We start from the raw sequence: 24,552 nt of genomic DNA, 5'->3' as shown, positions 1-24,552 counted from the left end.
ACTCGCCGGAACAGCACCCACAAGTCATCCGGAACCAGCCGCTCAACCAGGTCTGTCACAAATCACCCAACGACCCAGCAGCACCAAAGGAAACGGTGTCTTAGATGTGGAGCAGTCTCTGGATGATCTCCCGGTACTGCCTCATTGCGTGCCGAAGCTCTTCGGGCTGTGCGTCGGGGTTCTGGTCCTGCCAGCCGGCGCGCAGGAGACGCCGTCGTTCCGCGAGGGCGTTCACGAGTTGGGCGGTGGCCTCGTCGTAGGCGCTCTCGGCCTCTTCCAGCGCCTCGAGCGGGGTGTCCGCGAAAGTGTTGAGGGCGTGCCGGAGGCGGTGGACGATCTTGTCCTGTTCGTCCGACGGGAGCAGCGGCTCCGGGCTCGGGCTGCTGCGTCCGGCCGGGCTCGGAGTCTGGCCGGTGGACTGCCGGGCGCGTGTCTGGTCGTACATCATCGGGGGCCGTTTCCGTTCCGCCTGAAGGCGTCGTTGGTCTTCTCCACGGCCTGTTTCAGGCTTCCGGAGACGCTGTCGTTTCTGCCTCGGCGCTGCAGTCGCCTGTTGCGGGTGACCCGGCCGAGTTGCGTGATCCTGTCCTTCACCGTCTGTGTCTGGTTCCGGATGCTCCGTGCGATGGTCATGGTCGGCCCTCGCTGTTGTCCGGTGGGTGGGTTCTCGCGGGGACCGGGCGAGGAGGATGGCGGAATACTTCGCCGTGTGTTCCGGAGTCGCGTGGCCCGGCACCGTGCGTCCATTCCGCCTCCGGCGACGGTCCGTGTCAACGCGGTGGCCACGCGATCCGGGCCGCCTCGTTATTGCCGGGGCGGCGGCGCATATGACCGTGTCTCCGCCGCCAGCCGGTCGGGCCGTCCGGCGTCGGCGTCGGCGTCGGCCGATGCGGAGGGGGCGTCGACCAGTTCCGCCGTCATGAGCGCGGTCGCGGTCGACTGCGGGGCGGTGCTCGCGCTCGCGGCGGCCATCAGCCGGGCGGCCGACGAGGCACTGACCTCCGGGGGTATCACCAGGAGATCCCAGCGGCCCGACGTTCCGGACAGCAGCAGGATCTTGTGCGGGTCCAGCTCCGTGGTGAACCAACCGGCCTTGACCACGTGGCCGTTGACGAAAATCCGCTGCGGGATGATCGGCCAGTAGCGGGGGTTGACGGCGATACGGGTGATCCGCCCCCACAGCGGGTCCAGTACGTCGGCCAGCGCGGGGAGTTCGTGGCTCAGGTCACGGGAGCGTGGCCACCAGGCGCCGTCCAGCTCGACCTGTCCCGGGGCGCGGCTCACGGGTTTGAGGGCGAGGCGTGCGGTCGGGGCCCTGAAGGGTACGGCGCGCGGCGAGGGATGGTCGGTGATCGCGGACATCGTGCGAACCCGTCTCCGGGCCCCTGCGTGTGAGCAGTTGCCCGGTGCCGTTGCTCACCAGGAACGACACCGGTATCGGGGCCGGTGCGCGAAGTGCTCCCGATGGGTTCACGCTACTCTCCGAAGACGCCGAGTGGGCCGCTCCCGGAAATCCCCTCACTTCCGGCGGCCGTCCTGGCCCGAGGAACGGCTGGTATGCAGCCAGGACTGCGCCGGTTCTGCCGCGCGGGTGGTGTCCACAGTGAGCTCGAGGCGGGTCCCTCCCTCGGCATCCGCGGGGTAGCTGCGCTGTTCTGTGGTGGCGAAGCAGCGGCGGAGAACCTCCGCGACCCGCCGGGCGACCTCGGGGGAGGCGGCGACGATACGTACGTCGGCGTATCCGTCGGGGGGCGTTTCCTCGGGCTGCATGACGACCTCGTTGTTCCCGCATGGGCATGGATCCGTGGACTGGATCTTTCACCCTACTCCGGCCCGTGTGACCAGCGAGCTTTCCGAGGGTAGCGGGTCGCGGAGTACCGTGGAGACGAGTAAGTCACCTCGTATCCTCGCAGACAGGCGAGTGTCCTGTCCGACTCCGGTTCTCCGCGTGTGACCAGGCTCCTGCCGGACGCCGTCCACCAGGCGGTGCAGCCGGGGACGGCTGTCGTACGGCTACAGACCACGCATGACCGGCGGGGCGTTCTCGGCGGGGCGTGGTGGCCGTGCTCCCGTGAAATCGCGGCCGAGCTTCCCGCCCTGATCTCTGCACTGACCGAGGACCTCGGCCGCTCACGCGCGTCGGCCTGGACGCCGGAGCCTGGGACGCGCTGCAGACGCGACTGCTCGTCGACGACCGCGTCGTCCGTATCGGCTCCTTCCCGGTCGGCGACGACACCGTCCTCGTCACCAGGGGCGATCAGGACTACTCCCCCCTCCTCGTCGCCCCGCCGCACGCGCCGCACGCGCCGCCCGAGGCGGCACGCACCGCGATGGCCGGCGCCGTCCGCGCCGACAACATCACGCGAGCCGAACAGATCCTCATCGACACCGGTACCGACCGGGTAGCGCCGAGGACTTGACGCCGGTCAGCCGAGGCAGCCGTCGTACCAGTCCGGCACCGGCACCGGGATGAACGTGCTGTCGAAGGCACCGGACATGATCTGTGCCGCGAACGGGTCCGTACTGCGTCGGCCTCTCCGTCCGCGCCGTGCAGCGCGGTCCGCACCGGACCGCTCGCCGCACGCGCTTGAGAGGTACGAGCAGACGCGCGCCCCACAGTCAGCGGACCAGCCCTGCGGCGCCACAGGATGCCGCGCCCTGGATCCGGGACCGCTGTTCGCGTCGGACGAGCGGAACACGATCGCCGAGTGTCACGGAGCTCTACGGACGAGCCGGATTCGCCCTCCTCCGCGACGTGCTCGCCACGCGGCGGCTCGGGACAGCCGTCGGAGGACGGGTGAGCATCGGATGCCCCGCCGCTACGGCCGCGACGCCGCCCGGGTCTGGGTCTCCTCGTGGGCGTGCGGGTACTTTGCGGTGCGGTGCTGGAAAGCGAGCACCTTGGGGTTTTGCACGACGCCACGGCGGATCTCGATGGCGTGCCGGATCGTGTCGTCGGTGTCCCAGCCGTCGGGGCCCTGGAGCACGACCTCCAGATAGGGAAGAAGGGCCTCGCTGTTCTCCCAGGTCGCGGAGTTCCACAGGTATGAGGGGCTGTGGTCCACCGCGTAGTACCTGACGTGGTCGCCGACGGTGAACATCGGGTCGTCGAAGGTGGTGGGCCGGGCCCAGTCGAAGCCCATGCCCTCGTCGCAGGAGACGTCGATGACCAGGGTGCCCGGGGCCAGCTTGGGCAGGTCCTCGTCTATCAGGAACATCAGCGGCGCGGCGGGGTCCTGCAGCACGCAGTTGACGATGATGTTGTGTCCGGCGAGGAACTCGGCCAGCGGCAGCGGGCCGTCCTCGGTGAGGGCGATGCTGCGTCGCGGGTCGAGGGTGTCGTCGGCCTCGTCGTGGTCGAAGTGGACGATCCGCGCGGAGTGGATGGGGGAGCTGACGGCGGTGACGCCACGCGCGGTGAGCACGTCGACGTCGTGCACGCCCAGGGCGCTGAGCGCGGTCACCGCCCCGCGGGCGGTCGCGCCGAAGCCGATGACGACGGCACGCTGCCGTCGCCCGTAGTCGCCTGTCACGCCCATCAGCTGCATGGCGTGCAGGACCGAGGAGTACCCGGCCAGCTCGTTGTTCTTGTGGAAGACGTGCAAGTTGAAGGCACCGCTGCGGGTCCAGTGGTTCATCGCTTCGAAGGCGATCAAAGTCAGCCGCCGGTCGATGGCGGTCTGGGTGAGCCTCTCGTCCTGGACACAGTGCGGCCAGCCCCACAGGACCTGACCCTCGCGTAGTTCCGCCAGGTCCTCGTGGAGCGGTTTGGCCAGCAGGATGACATCGCAGTCGGCGATGAGTTCCTCGCGCGTGCGGAAGCCCGCGACGAGCGGGGCGAGTCGGCTGTCCGGGACGCCGAAATGCTCTCCGTAGTTTTCCTGGAGGTAGATGCGCTTGCGGAGACCGGCGTCGATGCGGTCGAAATGAGCGGGGTGAACGGGCAGACGATGCTCGTTTTCCTTGCGGGTCTGCGACATGATTCCGAGCGTGAGCTGCTGCAAAATTCCCCTTTGGTTACTCCCTGTCTAGCACACCGGGGCAATCCGGCAGCCGGTCGCGACGGCCGGCGCCAGGGGGCAGCCGGGTCCGGGCGGTCTGGGTGGCGCCGCGGTCCCGCGGACGGGCACGGCGCTGTAGCGCCCCGAAATGCAGCCGCCCTCGTACGGTACGACGAGCTCGCCGTCGAGCACGAGGACCTCGCTGAGCTGGTCGGCCGCGGCGGCGCTGGCGGGAAAGGCCGGCCTGAGGCCGGGACGGTGTGCGCCGGATTCTCGCGTCAGCCGGAGGGGTGGGGTTCGGCGGTGAGTTCGACGGCACGCATCTGAAGGTCGCTCAGGGCGGCTTGGGCGAGGGGCGGGAACGGTTCGTCGTCGTCCGCCTTCATCCAGCGCTCGGCGGAGACGGCGAAGGCGAGCATCGCCACTTCCGCGCTCAGCCGCGCGGTCAGCTCGTCCGTGCCGCGTTCGCGCAGGGCGGTACTGATCGACGCGGCGATCCGGGCGTGCTTGAGCAGTCCCCGCTCCTGCAGGTCGCTGTTGGCCGCGATCACCCGCCTGCGCTGGACGGCCTTGGCCCGCCGCTGCGGGGTCATGACCGGGTCGGTGGCCGCGAACGCCGCCCACAGGCACTGCGTGAGCGTCGCGTCCGCAGCGGCGGCGCGGATGCCGTCGGCGAACAGACGGGCCAGTACGTCCTCGCCGCCGAACAGGACCTCACGCTTGTCGGCGAAGTGGCGGAAGAACGTGGCGCGGTTCAAGCCGGCCCGATCCGCGATCTGCGCGACGGTCGTCTCATCGAACCCGTTCTCCACGAACAGGTCCAGCGCTGCGCTCTCCAGGCGCTCACGCGCGTCCGGTGCCCATCTGCTCACCGTCGCAGTCTATGCGAAGCGACCAAGTCGCATCATCCTGAAGAACGATGCGACTCAGTCGCATGGCTGCGGTACTGTTGATGCAACAGGGTCGCATCATTTTCCCGCGAGCGAATCTGAGCTGCACGTCCTCGGTCGCGCCGTCACCAAGGAGTCCCTCTCATGCGTATCTTCGTCACCGGCGCTTCCGGCTGGATCGGCTCGGCCGTCGTCCCCGAACTCATCAACGCCGGGCACCAGGTCCTCGGGCTGGCCCGCTCGGACGCCTCCGCGCACGTGGTCGCCGCGATGGGAGCGGAGGTGCTGCGCGGCGATCTGAACGACACCGACGTGCTGCGCGCGGGTGCCCTGGGCAGCGATGGCGTCATCCACCTGGCTTTCGTCACTCCCAGCATGAGTGAGGCCGCGACGAGGACGGACGCCAAGGCCATCGAGACGTTCGCCGGCGCCCTCGCCGACTCCGGCAGGCCCCTGGTGATCTCCGGCGCCACACTCGTGACACCTGGTCGGCCCGCGACCGAACGCGACGAACTCGTCGCGGCAGGACCCGTCGCCGCCCGCGTCGCCAACATGCGGGCAGCGCTCGCAGCAGCAGAAACGGGCGTGCGTACCTCCCTGGTCATGCTGCCCCGCTCGGTGCACGGCGAGGGGGAGCGGCACGGCTTCGTCCCCCAGCTCATCGCCTTGGCCCGGGCCAAGGGCGTCTGCGGCTACATCGGCGACGGCACCAGCCGCTGGCCCGCCGTCCACGTCAAGGACGCCGCGGCGCTCTACCGACTGGCCGTCGAGCAGGCGCCCGCCGGCTCCGTCCTCCACGCCGTCGGCGACGACGGCGTGCCGGTCCGCGAGATCGCCGAGGCCATCGGCCGACACCTTGACCTGCCCGCGCAGTCCCTGCCCGCCGAGGAGTTCAGCGGGATCCTCGTGCGCCTCCTCGGCACCGACATGCCCGCCTCCAGCACCATCACCCAGCAACTCCTGGGATGGAAGCCCACCCACCCCGGCCTCATCGAGGACATCGAACAAGGCCACTACTTCCTGTGACCACCTACGACAGCAGGCGCCAGTAGCCGTCTTCCGCAGCGATCCATTTGGGTGCCGGTTCGAGTGCGGTGGCTCGATCGCGTGATCTCCGGCTCCGACGTGCATGAAGGCACGGCCTCCCGTCCGGCTTGGGATTGTCGAAGTCCGAACAAGCCGGCCGGGAGGCCACTTTGCCGCAGTCCTGAGGTTCAGTGCTTGTGGAGTCCAACTCGGCTTCCCGGTCGTGCGATCGCATCGCTCACTGGGACGCGGGACACGCCCGGTGAGACGCTGTTCGCGGCGATCATCTACGTGCTGGTCAGCGGATGCGCCTGGCGGGCGCTGTCCCCCTGCTTCGGCATCTCGAAGTCGACCGCCCACCGGAGGTGCCTGATCTGGTCCAGAGCCGGGGTCTGGGGCCGCCCGCATGAAGCCGTCCTGCACCGGCTGGACGACGCCGGCCTCATCGACGTCACCCATGTCGTCCTCGGCACCGCCCACGCCAGGGCGAAAAGAAGGGGGTGAACCCACAGGTCCGAGCCCCGTGGACCGGCGAGTGCCGGGTTCCAAGGTGCACATCCTGTCGGACGCACCGGCCGCCCCTCTCGTCGGGGTCCTTGTGCTTGCCGGCGCATATCTCATGACGCACTGTGGCTGCTCCGCGTCGGTGCCGGCCAGGCGGCCGTCGCGCAGGCAGTGGTCGTCGGGGATGCCGTGCGCGACGGCGTCGTGCCCGGAAGCGCCGAAGGCGGCGGACACGGAGGCGCCGAAGGCTGTGCGGGCACGGACGCGCCGAAGGGTGCGGGCAGGACATGTCGGCGGGACCGTGCGGCGCGCCGTCGGGCCGGGAACCGGACGTTCCTGACGCGGCCCCCCGTAAGCACGTGCCGATCCGTGCCGGGCGCTGAAAGCGTCCGGTAAGGAAGCTCTCCCTACCTTCCGTCAGTGAGGTGAGCAGCGGCTGCCGCCGCCTGCCGGTCACTAGGAGGGAATCGTGGAGAAGCTGAGCGGATGGGTGATCCGCCATCGGCTGGTGGTGGGTCTCAGCTGGCTGGTGATCACGGTGGTGGGCCTGCTGGCGGCGCCGTCGCTCTCGGGCCGGCTGCAACCAGGCACCCATGTCACCGGCCCCGGCTACACCGCCAACGTGCAGATCGCCCGGAGCTACGGAGGCGTGACCCAGGACCCCGCTGTCGTGGTCCTGGACCTCCCGACCGGACAGACCGTCAAGTCGCCGCAGACCCAGGCGACACTGCGGGCGGTGGACAGGGGCATCGCCACGGCGGCGCCGAACCTGCGCCTGGTCTCCTACGCCTCGACCGGCAGCCGGACACTGGTCGGGAACGGTGGGAGGAGCACGATCGTCCTGGCCTATCCGCCGAAGCCCGGTGACGACATGGCCACCGATCAGGTCGACGCCCTCACCAGGGCCGTCACAGCCGCGGCGCCAGGTCTGACCGTGCACGGCACCAGTCTGCGGGCCCTGGAGGCCGGCAACACCACCGGCGGCGGCAACTCCAGCGTCACCGGTGAGCTGATCATCGGAGCGATCGGCGCACTGGTGATCCTGGCCTGGGTGTTCGGGTCGCTGCTGGCGCTGTTGCCGCTGGTCATGGCCCTGATCTCGGTGCTGACGATGCAACTGCTCGTCTACGGACTGACGTTCCTGATGCCGTCGTCCTCACCGATCCACCCGGCCGTGCAGTACATCGTGGCACTGCTGGGCCTGGGCCTGTCGATCGACTACTCGCTGCTGGTGGTCACCCGCTGGCGCGAGGAGCGCACGGCCGGCAAGAGCAACGACGAAGCGGTACGCGCGGCGGTGCGGCGGGCCGGGCACAGCGTCTGGTTCAGCGGCATGGTGGCTTCGCTCGGCCTGTTCGCGCTGACCGTCATCCCCAACTCGATGGTCCGCGGCATCGGTGTGTCGGGGCTGTTCATCCCCTCCACCGCGACCCTGGTCGCGCTGACGCTGCTCCCCGCGGCGCTGTCCAAGATCGGGCCGCGGGTGGACTGGCCGCGGCGGGCGTCGCGACGGCAGGCGGACAGCCGGTTCTGGACCGGCTGGACGAAGTTCGTGATCAAGCACCGCGTGGCCTCGGCGGTCGCGGGCCTGGGCATCCTGGCCGCGCTGACCGCCACCGCCGCGACCATCGACATCAGCACCCCGAGCAGCCACGCACTGGCCACCGCCGGCGCCTACACCGACGGCCTGCACACCCTGGAAACCGACGGATTCCCGTCCGGGACGCTGACCGCGGTGCCGGTGTACGTCCCGAACGCCGTCGGCGCGGGGAACACCGTGAACGCCCTGGACACCGTTTCCAGCCTGCGCGGCGCCGTGGCCCCGGCAGGACCGGCCTGGCGCACCGGAGGCAGCGCGATGGTCATCGCGATCCCGTACCACGAGGTCGGCAGCACCGACGGCGGCACCTCGCTGGCCGGCATCCGCCGCAGCGTCCCACCCGGTGTGCTGGCCGGTGGCGAGGGCGCACAGAAGATCGACGAGACCAGCGCCACCTACGGCTCGTTCCCGCTGCTGTTCGCCGTGGTCGCGGTGGTCACCTTCCTGCTGCTGACCCGCGGGATGCGGTCGGTCCTGCTGCCTGCCAAGGCCGTGCTGCTCAACATGCTGTCCGTGGCGGCCTCCTACGGCCTGCTGGTGATCGTCTTCCAGCACGGCATCGGCATGAAGGCGCTGTGGGGCGCGTCCACCTACGGCGCGATCGACACCCTTGCCCCGGTGCTGATCTTCGGGTTCCTGTTCGGCGTGTCCATGGACTACGAGGTGTTCATCCTGGCCAGGGTCCGCGAGGGATACGACCGCACCGGATCCACGCGGGAGGGCATCATCGAGGGCGTGTCGCGCACCGGCCGCCTGGTGACCTCCGCCGCGTTGATCCTGTTCTTCGCGCTCGCCTCGCTGGCCACGGCGAACGACGTCACCGTGCGCGAGATCGCCATGGGCCTGGCGTTCGGGGTGGTGCTGGACGCTATGGTGGTCCGGATGCTGCTGCTGCCCGCACTGGTCTCGCTGTTCGGCGACCGGAACTGGTGGCTGCCGGACCGGGCCGCACGACTGCTCCGGCTCCCGGTGACGCGGTCAGCCGACGAGGCCCGTCCGGAGCTGGTTCCGCAGCGGATCGGGGAGGCATAGGCCGTGCGGGTGCTGGTGGTCGAGGACGAGCCGGACGTCGCCGAGGCCCTGGTCTGGGGCCTGCAGGCCGAGGGATACGTCGTCGACGCGACGGACAACGGCACGGACGGACTGTGGATGGCGACGGAGAACGCCTACGACGTCATCGTGCTGGACGTCATGCTGCCCGGCCTGGACGGGTACCAGGTGGCCAAGCGCCTGCGCGAGCGCGAGCGCTGGACGCCCATCCTGATGCTCACCGCCATGGACGACGACCTGGACCACGCCGAGGGGCTCGACTCCGGTGCGGACGACTACCTCTCCAAGCCGTTCTCCTACCCGGTCCTCCTCGCACACCTGCGCTCCCTGACCCGACGCACCCTCGGTGCCAGGCCGGCGGTGCTGATCGCCGCCGGCCTGGCACTGGACCCCGCCGGACGCACCGTCACCCGCGACGGCGCGCCGCTGGAGGTGACCGGCCGGGAGGCCGCCGTGCTGGAGTACCTGTTGCGGCGCAAGGGCTCCGTCGTCTCCAAGGCCGAACTGCTGGAACACTGCTGGGACGCCCACTCCACCGGGGACCCGGCGGTCGTCGAGGTCCTCGTGCACCGGCTGCGGCGCAAGATCGAGAGGCCGAGCGGGCCGACCGTCATCGAGACCGTGCGCGGCAAGGGATACGTCATCAGGAGCGAGAAAGCGTGACCGGGCTCGCGCGCGCCTGGCGCGGTCTGGCACACCGCGCGCGCCCTCGCACCGTGCGGACCCGCGTCACGGTCATCGCCGGTCTCGCGCTCACCGTGGCCGTCATCGTGGGGCTCCTCGTGATGTACCTGCTGCAGGTCGACCAGGCCAAGCGCACCATCACCGGTCAACTGCGCACCTACGCTGTCCAGATCGAGCAGTCGGCCACCGGCGGGGTGTTCCCGCAGCCACTGCCGCCGTCGGTGCTCGACGCGCAGGCCCAGTCCCAGGTCCTCGCGCCGGACGGGACCGTCATCGCCTCGACACGCGATCTGACCGGCAGGCCGGCTGTGTTCGCGCTTGCGGCGGATGCCACGACCCCGGTTCGGCAGAAGGCCGCCGACGGCGTCCTTCCCGGCGAGCTCTCCGTCCTCGGCGAGCACACCGAGGTCGGCGGCCGACCGGTCACCGTCATCACCCTGACTGCCACCAACCAACGCGACCAGGTCGACGAGACCTTCGCCCGGCTGCTGGTCACCGGCGTGCCGGGCACGCTCCTGGTGGCGTGCGGCACCGTGTGGTGGGTGGTCGGCCGCGCGCTGCGGCCGGTGGAGCAGATCCGGCGCACCGCCACCGCCATCACCGCCGCCGAGTTGTCCCAGCGCGTCCCCGAGCCCGGCACCGACGACGAGATCGGCCACCTGGCCCGCACCATGAACGACATGCTCGCCCGGCTGGACGACTCCGCCGCACGGCAACGCCGCTTCGTCGCCGACGCCAGCCATGAACTCCGCAGTCCCCTGACGGCCATCCGTACCGGCCTCGAGGTCGGACTCGCACACCCCGACCGCGCACCCTGGCCCGACATCGCCTCACGGGCCGCCCGGCAGACCGAACGCCTCGAAGCGCTGATCTCCCAACTCCTCGCCTTGGCCAGGGCGGATGCCGGAAAGCTGGCCGGGCGCCGGCAAACCGTCGGCCTCTCCGCGTTGCTCGGCGAGATCCGGGCGACAACCACTGCGCCGCACCTGGAGATCGAGCTCGCGGTCCCGGCGCACACCACGGTGACCGGCAACCCGGAGGACCTCTCCCGGCTGTTCCGCAACCTCGTCGACAACGCCGTCCGGTACGCGCGGACGAGGGTGTGCGTCACGGCGGGGGTCGAACCGGACGGCATCCGGGTCGAGATCGGCGATGACGGACCGGGAATCCCGGTCGAGGAACGCGAGCGGGTCTTCGACCGCTTCGTCCGCCTCGACGCCGACCGGGGACACGGCAGCCGCTCCACCGGGCTCGGGCTGCCCATCGCCCGGGAGATCGCCACGGCGCACGGCGGCACGATCACGCTCACCGAGACCGACGGCGGCGGAACGCGCGCCGTGGTGGCCCTGCCTCGCTGACCCGAAGCGTGCCCTTTGAAGGCACGGGTGACCCTGTTGCCCGTGGCCGCCGATCGCGGCGATGCCTTCGTACGGGATCGCGTCGACGGCCCGGTGCCACAGTGGTGCACCGTCGGACACCCGGAAGGCACCGAGGGCGACGTTCGTGCAGCCCTCGGCCTGCACACCGTTGCTCCTTGCCGCCGCCACCGCGGCAGGGACCGCACCGGTGATCGCGCCGGTGGCCCGGGAGACCCCCCACGAAGGCGTCGCGGGCGGTGTTGCGCACGACATGGTGAGCGGTGGCGCCACAGGATCCGGACCCCTCCTGCCGGGAGCGGGACTTCGTCCACGCGCGCCACGGACCGTCGACGGCCACGGACGTCTGCGCGGTGGAGGGAGCGGGCGACTGGCCGGCCCCGGGTTCGCAGAGGCTGGCTCAGGGCTGCGCTGTCCACCGGGCGTTCGCTGAGGGCGGGAGCCGCTGTCGACCGCGCTGCGCGTGCTTCACCAGCGCGCTCGCTGCCCGGCCCCGCACAGGCTGTGGCGCCGCTTCAGGGGTCGGTAGGGTACGTGAACGACAGGGGTGCGGTCGTCGCCGCCTGCGGCACAGGGGACGGGGGAGCCGGATGGCGGGTTCGGCCGGCGTGACAGAGGTGGGGCTGACAGTTGGCGGTACCGATGCGGGGTCACACCTGCCGGCGCTGAGGGACTGGCTCGCGTCGGAGGATGAGCTGCGCGGCAACCTGCGGTGGCTGAGATCCTCGCCGGGTCCGGGCGAAATGGGCGGCGCCCTGGACGTCTTGGTCGTGGCGTTGGGCTCTGGTGGCGCCGGCGCGGTGCTGGCGCAGTCGCTGGCGACGTGGCTGACCGGCCGACGCGCTGACGTTGTCGTCACCGTCCGATTGCCGGAGGGCCAGGAGGTGACGGTCGACGTACGAAGGGCCGCCGATCCCCAAGCGGTGGTACGCGAGGTGACCAGCCTCCTTGACGCCAGTCGCGGACGCGACGCGTGAGCGACCCGTGGTTCCCCGACCGCTCCTCCGCCCGCGCGCTGCTGATCGGCACTGCGCGCTACGACAACAGTGACCTGCCCGCCATCGAGGCCGTGACGCGGAATCTGAAATCTCTCAAACAGGCGCTCACCGACCCGGATGTGGGTCTGTTGGACGACCCGGACCACTGCCGTGTCCTGCCTGATCCTGCTGACCAGGCCACTGTCGGGGCCGCCTTGGCCTGGGCGGTTCAGGAGGCGGACAGCCTGCTGTTGGTGTACTACGCCGGGCACGGCGTGCTGGACGACGACGGGCTGCTGCACCTGGCGCTGACGACGACCGATCCGGAGCACGTCGGTTTCACCGCCGTCCCGATGGAACTGGTCAAGAGGAACCTCGGCCGGGCCAGGGCGAAGGCCCGAGTCCTGTTGCTGGACTGCTGCTTTTCTGGCCGGGCCGTATCGGCGATGGCCCAACCGGAGAGCCTGGTGTCGGGCCAGCTCGACATGACCGGTACCTACACCCTCACCTCCACGACGGCTACGGCTCCCTCGCACGCGCCCATCGGTTCCACCCACACCGCGTTCACCGGAGCTCTGCTGCACGCTCTGGCCGCTCCGGTGCCGCTGACTCTGGACGGCATCCACGAACATGTCGACCGGGAGTTGGCCGGGCTCGGGCTGCCTCGCCCGCAGCGCCGTTCGGCCGGCGCGGCCAACAACCTGGCGTTGGTGCGTGGCCCGGTGCCCGACAGGGAGGACGTCACGCAGCGGCCTGCGGGCGAGGCGTCGTTCGATATGGTCCGCCCTCCACTGGCCGGGGCTGGGAACGTCGGCGCGTTCCTGTTTCTTGCTCTGCTGACTTTCGGCGTGTGCTGGCTGCTGGTCCGTGACGCCTGGGGATTCCCGACGCCCGCGGTGGCCGGGGCGGGGCTGTACATCTTGTGGCTGAGCCACGGCCGTGTGGTCATCTCCTACTGGCAGCGGATGGTGGTCGACGCCGACGGCCTGACGGTGATCGGCAAGCAGAGACGCCACCAGCGGGCCTGGAAGGACATCGCCAGCCTGACATTGGTCGAGCCGACGCGGAAACTCCCACCGTCGGCAGGCAATGCGCACCTCGTGGTCAGGCTGCGGGAAGGAGCGGAGCAGAACAACGAAGTCCACCAGCTGCCGAATCCAAAGGGCGGCCACGCTTGGTATCCCGCATACTTCCGTGCCCCCACGGACGAGTTGCTCGCAGCGCTGCGAACCTATGCGCCCGTCGACATCCGCGTGGCACGCAAGCAGGTGGCACCGCCGGCCCGCACGGACGACGGGACACCGGTGCCATCGGATCCGGACCACACCCTGAAGCGTGGGGAGGAGTACCGTGGCCCGCGCCGCCGCAGCGCTCTGGTGTTCCTGGCCCTCACCGCGGCCACCGCCGGCTCCGCGGAATACCTCGACCGCCGGAACACCCCTGTCACGCTTGAAGGTCACACCGATACGGTCGCCTGTGTCTGCTTCAACTCGGATGGCTCCCTGCTCGCCAGCGGAGGCAACGACAAAACCGTCCGGCTGTGGGACCCACACACCCACAACAACACCCGCACGCTCACCGGCCACGAGTGGGAGATCCAGTCCGTCCACTTCGCCGACGCCTACACCGTGGTCAGCAGTGACGGCAGTACCCTGCGATCCTGGGACGTGAACGGCAGCAGGTCCCCGGTCGTCATCACCACACCCTGGGGCCGACTCAACGAATTCCATATGGCAGCCGGTCCCGGTGAACCCTCGCGCGCCGATCATGAGCACGAGGTGTTCCTGTGGGACGTCAGGACCGGACAATTGCAGGGTTCGCTGTCGGGCCATTCCGCCGCGGTCAACGCCTGCGACTGGAGCGGATATGAACACCTCGTCAGCGGTAGCAGGGATGGCACCGTAAGGCTGTGGGACGTCACCTCTCGAACAAACATAGCGACGCTCAGAGGCCACTCAGGCAGTGTCGACGCCGTCTTGTTCGGACCGAACGGCGACACCGTGATCAGCGTCGGCGACGACGGGACTGTGCGCGTGTGGGACATCAACACACGCGGCGTCCTTGCCATCTACCGGACAGGCACGATCACGTCTCTGGGTTACGGCAATTCCGGCAAGACCCTCTACAGTGCTGATTCTTCCGGTAGGTTGCGCTTTTGGGATCTGACCACCCGAAAGCCGACTTTCACCGCCCGAACGGACCCGCTGTCTTCTGACTCGTTGTCCAGCCGCGGCGGGACCCTTGTATTGGGTCAGGAGGGAAACGTGCGGCTGATTGACATGAGCACAGGCCGCAGCCGCACTCTCCCCGTGCCCTTCATGCCGTGGGCACCGTCAGCGTATTTCAACGTCAATGCGACAGCCATTACCTCCGACAGTGCCACCATCGCCGGCGGTTGCGACGACAACCGAATCCGCCTGTGGAAGAAGGACGGCTGAGCCCCGGGGGAGCCACGTGTTCGTCGGGCCCCGACGAACCACGGGGCCGACGGAGTGCGGTTATGGCTGTCCCCCCGCCGGTTCCGCCCCGAGCCCGATGCGGAAACCTCGAATCCACGGCCCTTTGCTGGGAACGGGTAGAACGGGTTCTGCTGAACGACGGGCGGGTTCGCGAGTACCAGCTGCCGCCGGCTGAAGCGACGAGGGACGCTCCACGCTGGCCCGGGTTGGCCCGACGCCACGGCTTCGACCTCCGCCGTCCCGTGCAAGGGGAGGTCGAGCCAGATCTGGTCGGCCGCCCGCTCGGCGGTGAGATGTGCCTGGCGGGCGGTGTCGAGGTTGAGCTGCTCGGCGACCTGGTCGCCGTCGGCCCGCGCGAAGGTCAGGAGGCGGGCCGGTGGGTGGCGGCCGTGCCGACGCGCCGGGCCCGAACTTGCCGCCGACCCGGTCCACAGCCGCACGGCCCGCCCTGCCGAGCTGACGCTGCACGGTCACAGCCGGCAGCGTGGCGGGCAGGCCGACGCGGTCCACGCCGTAGCGCTTCAGGGCGGCGGCCTGACGAGGTTCTCTGAACTGCCGATCCCGCAGATTCGACAGTGGCCGTCGGCTGCTACCGGACTCAATAAGGGCGGTCTCGCAGAACTCTCACAACTGACCGTTCACGAGAGTTCGCGGCTTCGGCCGGCGAGCTTCGGCGACTGAGGCGCTTGGTCTTCAGCGAGGTGGCGCTACCAAACCGATCTCGTAGGCAGTGATGACAAGTTGGACTCGGTCGCGGGCCTCGAGTTTGGTGAGTAGCCGCGCTACGTGTGCCTTTGCGGTGGCCACGCTGATGTAGAGGTGGGCGGCGATCTCGCTGTTGGACATGCCGCGTCCGACGAGGGTCAGTACCTCGCGTTCCCGCTCGGTGATGTTCCCGACCGGTCGTGGACGCGGGGCTGGTTCGGGGCGGGCGGCGAACTCTGCGATCAGGCGGCGCGTGACGCTCGGGGCGATCAGGGCGTCTCCGGCGGCGACCACGCGGATCGCCCCGAGGATGTCGTCCAGTGCCATGTCCTTGACGAGGAATCCGCTCGCACCCGCTCGGAGCGCGCCGTAGATGGAAGAGCTGGTGGCCCGCTACCGGATCCGATGCCGACCGTGCCGGGGTTGGGGCGGGGCGCGGTGCTCTCCATGATCTGGCCGTCCGCGGCCCGGCGGCGGACGGTCTTGGTGCGGCCCAGTACGGCGTGCGGCAGGTCGCGCCGCGGATGGATCAGCGTGGCCAGCAGTCGGTCGACGAACACCAACGGGTGACGGGCACCGCCTCCCGCGGCCCGCTTCCCGGCCCTGCCTCCGAAGGAGGGCGACGACCCTCGACCGCGGCCGGCCATGGCGCCGGCAACTCCGCGAGCAGGTGTGCGAGATGACGCCGAGGGATCGCCGTGAACAGCCGATGCGCCGGCGCTGCCCGATTGACCGTGATCGCGACAGCCGGATCAGGCCATCGGTCAGGCACGACGCCTCACCCGCCGTCACGCACCAACTCGTCGCATGGTGCGCGCTGCCGCGGGCGTGTGTGGACCTCTGGAGCGGCCGGAGCCCGGGTGCCGTCGTAGGCGTGGGCTCCGGCCGCTCGCGAAGGTCACCTGAGGCCGAAGGCCCGGTTGATGGTCTGCCGGACACCGCCGCCGTTTCGCTGCTCGGCCGTGACGCGGATGGACACGTAGGTCGCCCGGGCCGGGGCGTGGAGCCGGGTCCGCCATGAGCCCTGGTCGTCCTTCAGGACTTGCCGGTGCCAGGAGGCGCCGTCGTCATAGGACACCTCCAGTCCGACCGCTGTGACGGCGTCCTTCGCCGCGTCGCTGCCGACCACGACGGGGTCGACCGAGAAGTCCGAGGTGCGTGCCGCACGCCCCCTGTCGTCCAGGTCCGTTCCGTAGTCGAGTTGGGCCAGAGGGATGGCCTGATTGTCGGCGCTGCCGGAGACGAACGTCCACTCCGTGTGCGTGGTCGAGGAGTAGGGGGTCAGGTCGGGGTTTCCCTGCGTGTCGGCGACGAGCCGGTACGGCAGCTTTTGGGGTGCGAGGTCGCCGACCCCGAAGTCGGGCCGCGGGCCGTTCTGCATCAGGAGCTTGTCGCCCTGGTAGAGCGCGAAGCTCCGGGACATCAGACCCGTGTCACCGCTGTGGGCGGACCCCCCGTCGCCGAATCCCGCGAGTGTGCCGCCCATGGCGTCTCCGACACGGTGCGGGACCTCGAAGCTGAGCATCCGCGGCCGGGTGATGGGGCCGAACCAGTGCTCGCCCTGGACGCTGCGCGGTCGGTAGCTCGTGATGTCGGTGAAGGTCGACCATCCGTCGATGGACGCGTACTGCTGCCATTTGACGCCGTTTCCGGCGGAGACCCAGTCGGTGCGGTGCCGGGCGGTCACCGGTTCCCGCGGGAAGGGAGGAACGCGCGTTCCCCCGTACACGGAGTAGGGGTAGGCGGCAGGCCAGTACTCGTACGACGGGCTGTCTTCCCGACTCTCGAGGATCTGCTTGCCGGCGGGCGCGGAGAAGGTGTTGTCGATGCGGGCGAGGCTGCCGGGGTCCGTGTCCGGCGAGGGGTCCTGCGGCACTCCTCCCCGATGATAGTCGGCCAGGTCGTACAGGTACGCCGGTGCGGGGTGGGCTTCGACTGTCAGGCCGGCCCTCCGCTTTCCGGCGGCCGTGAGGGTGCGGATCAAGCGTTCTCCGTCGTCCTGGGCGACCGAGGCGACCGGGAGGGGGCCGGTTGTCGTCTGGTCCCGATCGCCGTACCAGTCGTACCCACGGCCGTCGCCGTCGTTGACGACGAGGAGCATGGCCGCCGACGCCGCATGCGCCGCGGCCGCCTGGTCCGCCGGCGTCACCTCGTCACTGCGGCGCACGACGACGGCTTTGCCGCGGGCGTGCAGGCCGGTGTAGTCGGCGGGCGCGCCGTTGCCGGCGAAGACCGCGTCCACGTGTGCGGAGCCGTCGTGGAACGACGCGGATCCCGGTTGGACCAGCAATGCCTCATCCAGACGGTGCCCGTCGTAGGTGATGGTCAGCGGCGTCTGCTTGGCACGGATCCGGGTGGTGAAGACGAAGCAGCCCTGGGTCACCTTGCCCTTGCTGGGAAGTGCCCAGAGGCTGTCGTACGCGGGTGAGGGCATGAGGATCTCGTGCAGCGCCCGGTCGTCGGTGGGCGTCGGCTGGCTGGAGGTGAAGGAACGGTAGAGGTCGATCCTGGCGGTGGTGACCGAAGTCGGCTTGGGCGTGGCCACCTTGATCCGGCGGAGGTGTGACGCGTCCAGGTCGACGTTCATGTCGGACGTCAGCTTCAGCTCGGGAGCGGCGAGTACGGCGTATCCCAGGGAGTGCGGTCCGTTGCGGCCCGGCACGTCCAAGGTGGAGACGACGGTGTAGGAGCCGGGGGCCCAGCGGCTGGTGAGAGTGCCGTTCGGGACCCACATGATCGTGGTCTTCCCGTCGGCTCCCGTGATCTCGACCTCGCCGCTGACGGGCTTGCCCGCCCGGTCCTTGAGGTGAACCGTCAGACCGTACTTCTCGGACTCGACGGAAAGACCCGCGGCGGTGTGCACGGCGCCGGTCGCGAAGCCGGCGGTGACCTGGGCGGCGTACTGTCCCGGCCGCAGCCCCCGGGGATCTGCCACGAGGGTCACCGTCGAGGTTCCGCGCGCCGGCACGGTGACCCGGTCGGCCGCGAGGGTGAACACCCCTGCGGGTGCGTCTCCGCGGTCCACCTGGAGGCGCAGGGTGATCGGGTGCCCGGTCGTGTTGGTGTAGGTGATCTGCCGCTTCACCGGCTTCGGCTTGCGGTCCTTCGACCAGGGGACGAGCCCCGCGTCGACAGACCCGCTCGCGACGACCTGGTCCTGAAGGTACGCGGTGCCCACGTCGAGTCGGCCGGTGCCGGCCTGGTAGGGGCTGTAGCCGGGGGTGCGGGCGCTGGTGCTCATCAGAGCGTCCTTGATCTGCCGGCCGGTCCAGGTCGGATGCTTCTGGGCCAGCAGCACCGCTGCCCCGGCGACATGCGGCGCGGCCATCGAAGTGCCGCTGTCCGTCCGGTAGTAGCCCTCGCCCGAGCTCATCAGCTGCGAGCGGGCGGCCAGTACGTCCACCCCCGGAGCGGTGAGGTCGGGCTTGAGAGCGTCGTCGTTCATCCGCGGTCCCGCGCTGGAGAAGTCCGCGAGGTGGTCGGTGGCGTCCACCGCGCCGACGGTGAGAGCGGCGTCCGCCGTTCCCGGTGCGCTGACGCTGTACGGGTTGTTCCCGGAGTTGCCCGCGGCGATGACGAAGAGGGCACCGGTCTCCGCACTGAGCTGGTTGACCGCTTGACTCAGCGGGTCGTCCTGGGTGTGCCACGCCGGCGTGCCCAGGCTCATGTTGATGACCTTGGCGTGCTCGGTCCGTGCCGCCCACTCCATGCCGGCGATGATGCCGGATATGGGGCCCGATCCGCTGTCGTCCAGGACCTTGCCGACTATCAGGTCTGCGCCGGGGGCGACTCCGCGCTCCTTTCCGCCGGAGGCGGCTCCCGTTCCGGCCACCGTGGACGCGGTGTGCGTCCCATGTCCGTTGCGGTCGGCGACGTCCTCTCCCTCGACGAAACTACGAGTCCCCACAATGCGGTCGGCCAGATCCGGATGTGTGGCGTCCACACCCGAGTCGAGCACCGCCACCCGGACGCCCGCGCCGGTCGCCCCCGCTTTCCACGCCGCGGGGGCGCCGATCTGCGCCGTGGTGTCCGCGAGGTCCGCCTGCGCCCTGCCGTCGAGCCACACCTTGTCGACACCCGCCGCGAAGGAGGGTCCCGTCGTTCCGCCGGAAGCCGCGTCGATCCTCCCCGCCGTCCGCAGGGCGGCCCGTCCGCCGTCGCCGGTCAGGGCGTCCCAGAAGACGGGTGTCGTCGACCGCCGAGCCTCGACGGCCTCTCCGTGGACGGACGGGAGAGCCAGGGTCGTTCTCGCTCCCGGCAGCGGACCGTCGGACCGCAGCCGCCCGCCGGGGGCACCGCTCCCGGCCGGAGTGTGCGTGACGATCAACGGGAGGGCGCTCATGTGGGCGTCGTCGTAACCCTGGGCCGTCAACTGGGTGAGGTCGAAGAGCTGCTTGTCGAGCCGTCCCGCCGCGATGTAGGGCATGGCGCTGTCGGGATACACGAAGGTGTCCCGGCCCTCGACCACGACGCGTGCCGAGGCCTCCGCTCCGGTCACACCTTTGATGTCGTCCACCGACACCGATCCGTCAGGCTCCTGAATCGCCGTCACCCTGTCGCCGGTGATCAGCGTCACCGTGACCGGCAGGCCGCGCGCTCCGGGGGACCCGTCGCCGGCGGCTTGCGGGGCCGGACGAGGCGTCGCGCCGTGGGCGGTCCCGGGGGCGGTCAGCGCGGCGGCGAGGACCGCCGCTGCCCAAGCACCCGATCTTCGCGCGAACAGATAATGCACAGTCACTCCTGGATCACTGGTGGACCGAATCTGATCATCGGCACACGGAAAAGTAAGTAATTGAAATCTGGACCACCTGCCTGCCGTGTGTGCGGACACTCGCAGGGCCGAGGCTCCTACGGCGGCTGGACCAGAAGGAGTCGGGGACGGTGCGGCAGCCGTCGGATCGGGCATCGTCACGGACGCGCCCGAGAGACCGGTCCCCGTCCAGGAACGGACGGGGAGTCGGGACCTGCCTGCGTCCGGCGGCTGCCGCCGTGCCCGCGATGACGTCGGACACATGGCCGTGGGTACGGCGCGGGCCCGATGTGCGGATCGGGCCCGGCCGTGGCCCGGACGTCAGTAGGAGAACCGCTCCAGTCCCGTGCCCCAACCGTTCACGACCCAGCCCGTGCGGGTGTGCGGATCGAGGAAGAGTCCCTGACGGCCGGTGAAGTCGAAGTTGGAACCGGCGATGGTGGAGGCCACGAGGTTGGCCACCGCGTGGCGTGCCAGCACCTCGCCGGTCGCCGGGTTCAGCACGGTGATCTCGCTCATGGCGTTGTTGTCGGTCTCGACTCCGCTCTCGTAGAGGCTCGCCTCCACGGCGACCTGGTGGGTGCTGTCCAGGGCCGGCCAGACCGGGCCGCGGGTGCCGGTGTCGACGGTGGTGGACGGGGTCAGCGTCTTCTGGTCGGCGGTCAGCCAGGTGCTGGTGGGGAACTCGCCGCCCTCGGGGTTGGGCTGGGCGGCACCGACGGCGGCGTAGACCTTGTCGCCCTTGCCGTCGGGCAGCAGTGCCGACACGCACAGCGGCAGCGAGGTCACGGGTGTGACGGTGCCGGTGCCGAAGTCCGCGCCCACCGCGCCGTAGGGGACGCGGCCGCCCAGGCACGGGCCCATCGTTCCGCCGGTGGCGACGAAGACCTCGCCCGTGGAGGCGTCCACCGAGACGCTGTTGTAGGAGCGGTACAGGTTGTTCGGGTTCAGGGCCAGCGACTTGCCGACCAGTCCGGTCTTCATGTCCACCGGCCAGACACGGCTGAGGCCGCTGTCGGGCTCGTACGTGGTGACCAGGCCGCGGTGGCGGACCGGGTCCACGGTGCCGCCCTCGAGATAGGCGCTGCCGCTGAGCAGATCGGAGAGCGCGGTGACCTTCACCGGCGCACCGGTAGCGGGGTTCTCCACGTCGATGGAGGCCTCCGAGCCGGCGAACGGGGTGTGGATGATCAGAGCGTGGCCGCTGGCCGGGTCGGTGCCGAGCACCTCCTGCATCGTCCGCCCGTCGGTGGACTCGGCGAAGGAGGCGCCGACGGTGCCGGTGGTGAGGTCGTACCCGGTGGTGGCGGAACGGTCCAGGTGGTACACCTCGTCGCCACCCGTCAGGGTGAAGGAGTCGGTGGAGACCAGCGCCTTGCCGCCGGAGACGGTGAAGCTCTCCACCGTGCCGGCGACCGGATCTCCGTCGCGGTACTGGAGGAAGGACGTCGGGGACGCCTGGCCGATCGGTGAGCCGTGCCGGGTCGCGAGTACCCGCACTGGGTACTGCAGTCCGGTCGGCAGTCCGAGCGCCGACAGGTCCAGCACGGTGTGGCCCTTCACCGAGGGCAGCTTGACGGTGAGCGTGGAGGCATGGTTGAAGCCGTCGTCGTCGTGGCGGCTTCCGTTCTGGTTGGTGGCGGTGTTCAGCGAGCCGTAGAGCGTGGGCCCGGGCGACATCACCTCGAACTCGGCGCCGTCCGCGCCGGACACACCGGTCGCGTCCCAGTTCACGGTCGCCTTCGGCGCGCTACGGGCGGTGTCGGCGGCGTGCGCGCGGGTGTAGCCGTCCGTGGACAGCAGCGGGGCGTCGGGCCGTTCGTCGGCGCCTGGGCCGATGCGCAGGGCGCGGAAGTCGCCGTAGACGGGGAGCACTCCGTAGAGGTCGGCTTGCCGGATGCCGACGCCGTAGAGTCCGGCGCCGCCTGCCGTGAAGGCGGATGCGGGGATCGTCACGGTGCCCTTGGTCCGGGTGAGCGGAGTGGACCACTGGACGTTGAAGTCGTCGACTGCCGCGCTGGGTGTGTAGTGGCCCACGGAGGACAGCACCAGCCGCGGGTCGTCCAGGCCGCGTACGCCGGTCAGGTCGTAGGAGACGGTGACCGGTCGGCCGAGCGGCGTGGCGCCGGGGACGGCGGGGGCGAGCGCCTGGGCGTAGGTGGCGTCGTCGGGGAGGAAGGTCAGCTTCTGCGAGAGCTGCCCGATCACCTTGCCGCCGCGCAGGGCCTGGAAGGTGACGGGCACGCTTCGGGCGGTGTCGGAGGCGAGCGGGAGGTGGGCCGCGTCGAGGATCTGGGCGGGTGTCAGGCGCAGGCTCGGCTGCCCAGTGGTGAAGGAGGCGCTGCCGACCTGGACCCGGTAGGTCAGGCCACTGCGGTCTCCGGCCATGTCCAGGCCGAGCGTGATCGGCGAGACGGCGTTCTGGCCGGAGGGTGTGCCGTTGCCGTCGAGGGGACCCGACAGGTCGATCGCCGTGGGGTCGGTGGACTCGGTGAACGCGGTCCCGTACTGCGTGGGCAGCAGCTGCCGCTGGGCCACCGACAGACGCACGGGCCTGGGCGCGATGCGGTAGCGCTTGGCGAGGACCTTCTCCACGGCGCGGGTCACATCGAGCTGGGTGCCCATGGTGAGCGGCCGGTCGGCCTGCGGGGGCTGGGCGATGGAGTTGCCCGTGGAGACGAGCAGGTCCCGGACCTGACGCGGCGTCAGGGTCTGGTGGGTGGCCTTGGCGGACTGGAGCACGTCGGCCACGGCGGCGGCTATCTCCGGTGCGGAGGCGGAGGTGCCGCCGTTCAGCACGACCTCGACGTCCTGCGCCGCACAGGGGCTGGAGGTGCACACGTGGATCAAGGACGGCAGGTTGTCGCCGGGGGCGGCGAGGTCGACGCGGGTGCCGAAGCCAGAGGAGTAGCCGGCGGAGCCGTTGTAGCGGGTCGTCGGGTAGACGCCCTGCCGGGTGTCGGCGGAACTCAGCGTGTCGTCGGTGGTGGTGGCGCCGGCCGCGATGACGCCGCTGTCGACCACCTTCGAGGGCGTGGAGGTGGGCTCCACGTCGTCGATGTCGGTCTGGGCGCTCGCCTTGGCGGTGGTGTCGGTCGGGGTGCTGCCGCCGTCGGGGCCGACGGAGACGGGCAGGGCGAGCCGGGTGCCGTCGTTCGAGGAGACGACCACGGCGATGCCGGACTTCACGATGGAGGTCAAGGTGGCCCGGATCGTCGGGTCGTCCTCCAGGTAGCGGCCCGGGAAGCCGATCGACTCGTCGGTGCCGAAGCCGAGACTGGCGGTGATGACACTCGGCCGGGGCTTCTGGTTCGCGGCGGCCTTCAGCGCGGCGGCGATGCCCTCGTAGCTGGCCTCCTGCGGCACGACGAGTCGGTACTGGGCGCCGGGTGCTATGCCGAGCAGGTCGGTGGCGCCGCTCCCGGTGGCGCCGGGGCGCTGCTGGTCGTGGGGGAGCGGGGCCATCATCGAGAAGTCGAGGAGCACCTCGCCGAGGTTCGGGTCCTGGCCCTCGGTCGAGCCGAGAGGGTTCAGCTTGGCATCGTTGTCGGCCGTGTAGGTCGGGATGAGGGGCATCGACGGCTCGTCGAGGTAGCGCCGGCCGTTCTTGACGACGGTGGTGGGACCGTACGCGCGCACGTAGTCGTCACCGTTGTCGGCCATCGACTGGTCGGTGAGGTCGCCGACGGAGACGTTGGTGATGATCTGGCCGGCGCCGGGCAGGGCATGCAGGTAGGTGTCCGCGTCCGCGAAGGCGCCTGCGGCATCCACGCCCTGGGCGTTGAGGTAGGACTGGAAGGACGTGCCGAGGCCGTCGTTGGCGGGCAGGCCGGTGGTCGCGCCGGGCTGCGGCGCCTTGCGGGCGTCCTGTCGCAGTACGGCTTTCGTGGCCGCGGTCAGCTTCACGGGGCCGGTGTTCATCGGCTGCACGGGTGCCTGCTGGGCGGAAGTGCCCTGCTTGGTGCCGAGGGTGTACGGGGCACCACCGGTGGCCTGGGCGCGTGCGGTGATCGCGGTGGTGGAGGGGCTGATCGTGGCCCCGAGCCCGGTGCGTCCTGCCGAGCGCGGCACGGGGAAGGCGCGGGTACGGCCTCGCGGGTCGGTGAGAGTGCCGGTGCCGTCGTCCGCCCAGGCCACCTTCGAGCCGTCGGGGAGGGTCAGGCTGTGGCGTGCGGGCGCGGTCGGTTCGGGGCCGTCGGCGGGTGCGGCGACGGCTGGGCCGGCCGTCACCAGGGGGACCAGCAGGGCCAGGGCGGCCACTGCCTGTCTTGCTTGTCGGTGCATCAAAGTGCTCCTTGCGCGCGAGGAGTTCGGGGGCGGCGCGGGTGCGGGTCTGCCGACGCTGGCAGCTTCTGTCGGTCCGGCCGCCGCGTGACGCCCGGGTGATCGGGGGTTGATGCGGCGGTGTACCGGCGTGCACGGCAGAAGGTGCTGATCACCTTGTGACGGCTGTGCCGACGGGAACAAGGAATTCGAGGTGCGGCTGAGCGCAGTTGCGCTTTGGCGCGAAGCGGGAGTGCTGAACCGGAG

At 70.3% G+C, this 24,552-nt stretch carries 13 protein-coding genes and 3 pseudogenes; 8 read left to right on the top strand and 8 right to left on the bottom strand.

What is annotated here, in order from left to right:
* Window positions 1-100 precede the first annotated feature (100 nt).
* The 3 genes from BLW82_RS01125 to BLW82_RS01110 form a co-directional block, all read right to left on the bottom strand.
* On the bottom strand, window positions 101-448 hold the full coding sequence (locus tag BLW82_RS01125; protein ID WP_093497034.1) for a hypothetical protein: 348 nt from the start codon (window positions 446-448) through the stop codon (window positions 101-103).
* 356 nt (window positions 449-804) lie between these two features.
* On the bottom strand, window positions 805-1,362 hold the full coding sequence (locus tag BLW82_RS01115) for a DUF5994 family protein (RefSeq protein ID WP_093497032.1): 558 nt from the start codon (window positions 1,360-1,362) through the stop codon (window positions 805-807).
* A gap of 156 nt (window positions 1,363-1,518) precedes the next feature.
* The gene (locus BLW82_RS01110; RefSeq protein WP_093497031.1) at window positions 1,519-1,770 is read right to left on the bottom strand and encodes a hypothetical protein; all 252 of its coding nucleotides are present in this window, start codon (window positions 1,768-1,770) and stop codon (window positions 1,519-1,521) included.
* 156 nt (window positions 1,771-1,926) lie between these two features.
* On the opposite strand from BLW82_RS01110, the pseudogene BLW82_RS45020 reads away from it, so the two are divergent.
* Window positions 1,927-2,420 (top strand): annotated as a pseudogene (locus BLW82_RS45020) (DUF5994 family protein).
* A 399-nt stretch (window positions 2,421-2,819) separates the two neighbouring features.
* Here BLW82_RS45020 and BLW82_RS01100 read toward each other — a convergent pair.
* Together BLW82_RS01100 and BLW82_RS01095 are read right to left on the bottom strand one after the other, a co-directional pair.
* Window positions 2,820-4,004, bottom strand: coding sequence for a N(5)-(carboxyethyl)ornithine synthase (locus BLW82_RS01100; protein ID WP_093497030.1), 1,185 nt, complete (start codon window positions 4,002-4,004; stop codon window positions 2,820-2,822).
* Window positions 4,005-4,279: 275 nt separating this feature from the next.
* A complete protein-coding gene (locus BLW82_RS01095) occupies window positions 4,280-4,873 on the bottom strand; it encodes a TetR family transcriptional regulator (RefSeq protein ID WP_093497029.1) in 594 nt (197 codons plus the stop codon).
* Window positions 4,874-5,035: 162 nt separating this feature from the next.
* Here BLW82_RS01095 and BLW82_RS01090 point away from each other — a divergent pair, with 162 nt between their 5' ends.
* The 7 genes and pseudogenes from BLW82_RS01090 (at window position 5,036) to BLW82_RS01060 (ending at window position 14,546) form a co-directional block, all read left to right on the top strand.
* Window positions 5,036-5,917 carry an SDR family oxidoreductase gene (locus BLW82_RS01090; protein WP_093497028.1) on the top strand — a complete coding sequence of 294 codons (882 nt, stop codon included), beginning with the start codon at window positions 5,036-5,038 and terminating at the stop codon, window positions 5,915-5,917.
* Between the two features lie 243 nt (window positions 5,918-6,160).
* Window positions 6,161-6,506: pseudogene (locus BLW82_RS01085) on the top strand (transposase); the annotation flags it as partial.
* A gap of 384 nt (window positions 6,507-6,890) precedes the next feature.
* Window positions 6,891-9,053 carry an MMPL family transporter gene (locus tag BLW82_RS01080; RefSeq protein ID WP_093497027.1) on the top strand — a complete coding sequence of 721 codons (2,163 nt, stop codon included), beginning with the start codon at window positions 6,891-6,893 and terminating at the stop codon, window positions 9,051-9,053.
* 3 nt (window positions 9,054-9,056) lie between these two features.
* Window positions 9,057-9,734 (top strand): response regulator transcription factor, encoded by a 678-nt coding sequence (locus BLW82_RS01075; RefSeq protein ID WP_093497026.1) that lies wholly within the window; start codon window positions 9,057-9,059, stop codon window positions 9,732-9,734.
* Window positions 9,731-11,113: a sensor histidine kinase gene (locus tag BLW82_RS01070; protein WP_093497025.1), complete on the top strand. Its 1,383-nt coding sequence runs from the start codon at window positions 9,731-9,733 to the stop codon at window positions 11,111-11,113. The genes BLW82_RS01075 and BLW82_RS01070 overlap by 4 nt, the downstream gene beginning before the upstream one ends.
* A 608-nt stretch (window positions 11,114-11,721) precedes the next feature.
* Window positions 11,722-12,108, top strand: coding sequence for an effector-associated constant component EACC1 (locus tag BLW82_RS01065; RefSeq protein WP_093497024.1), 387 nt, complete (start codon window positions 11,722-11,724; stop codon window positions 12,106-12,108).
* Window positions 12,105-14,546 carry a caspase, EACC1-associated type gene (locus BLW82_RS01060; RefSeq protein WP_093497023.1) on the top strand — a complete coding sequence of 814 codons (2,442 nt, stop codon included), beginning with the start codon at window positions 12,105-12,107 and terminating at the stop codon, window positions 14,544-14,546. The genes BLW82_RS01065 and BLW82_RS01060 overlap by 4 nt, the downstream gene beginning before the upstream one ends.
* A 714-nt stretch (window positions 14,547-15,260) precedes the next feature.
* Here the strand turns inward: BLW82_RS01060 and BLW82_RS01050 are convergent.
* The 3 genes and pseudogenes from BLW82_RS01050 to BLW82_RS01035 form a co-directional block, all read right to left on the bottom strand.
* A pseudogene (locus tag BLW82_RS01050) lies at window positions 15,261-15,647 on the bottom strand (LuxR C-terminal-related transcriptional regulator); the annotation flags it as partial.
* 523 nt (window positions 15,648-16,170) lie between these two features.
* Window positions 16,171-19,788, bottom strand: a complete 3,618-nt coding sequence (locus BLW82_RS01040) for a S8 family serine peptidase (RefSeq protein ID WP_256215576.1) — start codon at window positions 19,786-19,788, stop codon at window positions 16,171-16,173.
* A 555-nt stretch (window positions 19,789-20,343) separates the two neighbouring features.
* On the bottom strand, window positions 20,344-24,306 hold the full coding sequence (locus BLW82_RS01035) for a S8 family serine peptidase (protein WP_093497021.1): 3,963 nt from the start codon (window positions 24,304-24,306) through the stop codon (window positions 20,344-20,346).
* Window positions 24,307-24,552: the final 246 nt, after the last annotated feature.

This window comes from Streptomyces sp. Ag109_O5-10 (assembly GCF_900105755.1).
GTDB lineage: Bacteria > Actinomycetota > Actinomycetes > Streptomycetales > Streptomycetaceae > Streptomyces.
Note: the sequence above shows the minus strand (reverse complement) of the source record. Positions and strands in the feature narration are given on the sequence as shown.

What these genes read in the sequence shown, in the direction of transcription:
- BLW82_RS01125 (WP_093497034.1), bottom strand. Translation starts at nt 448, where the DNA reads ATGATGTACGACCAGACACGCGCCCGGCAGTCCACCGGCCAGACTCCG.
- BLW82_RS01115 (WP_093497032.1), bottom strand. Translation starts at nt 1,362, where the DNA reads ATGTCCGCGATCACCGACCATCCCTCGCCGCGCGCCGTACCCTTCAGG.
- BLW82_RS01110 (WP_093497031.1), bottom strand. Translation starts at nt 1,770, where the DNA reads ATGCAGCCCGAGGAAACGCCCCCCGACGGATACGCCGACGTACGTATC.
- BLW82_RS01090 (WP_093497028.1), top strand. Translation starts at nt 5,036, where the DNA reads ATGCGTATCTTCGTCACCGGCGCTTCCGGCTGGATCGGCTCGGCCGTC.
- BLW82_RS01065 (WP_093497024.1), top strand. Translation starts at nt 11,722, where the DNA reads ATGGCGGGTTCGGCCGGCGTGACAGAGGTGGGGCTGACAGTTGGCGGT.
- BLW82_RS01035 (WP_093497021.1), bottom strand. Translation starts at nt 24,306, where the DNA reads ATGCACCGACAAGCAAGACAGGCAGTGGCCGCCCTGGCCCTGCTGGTC.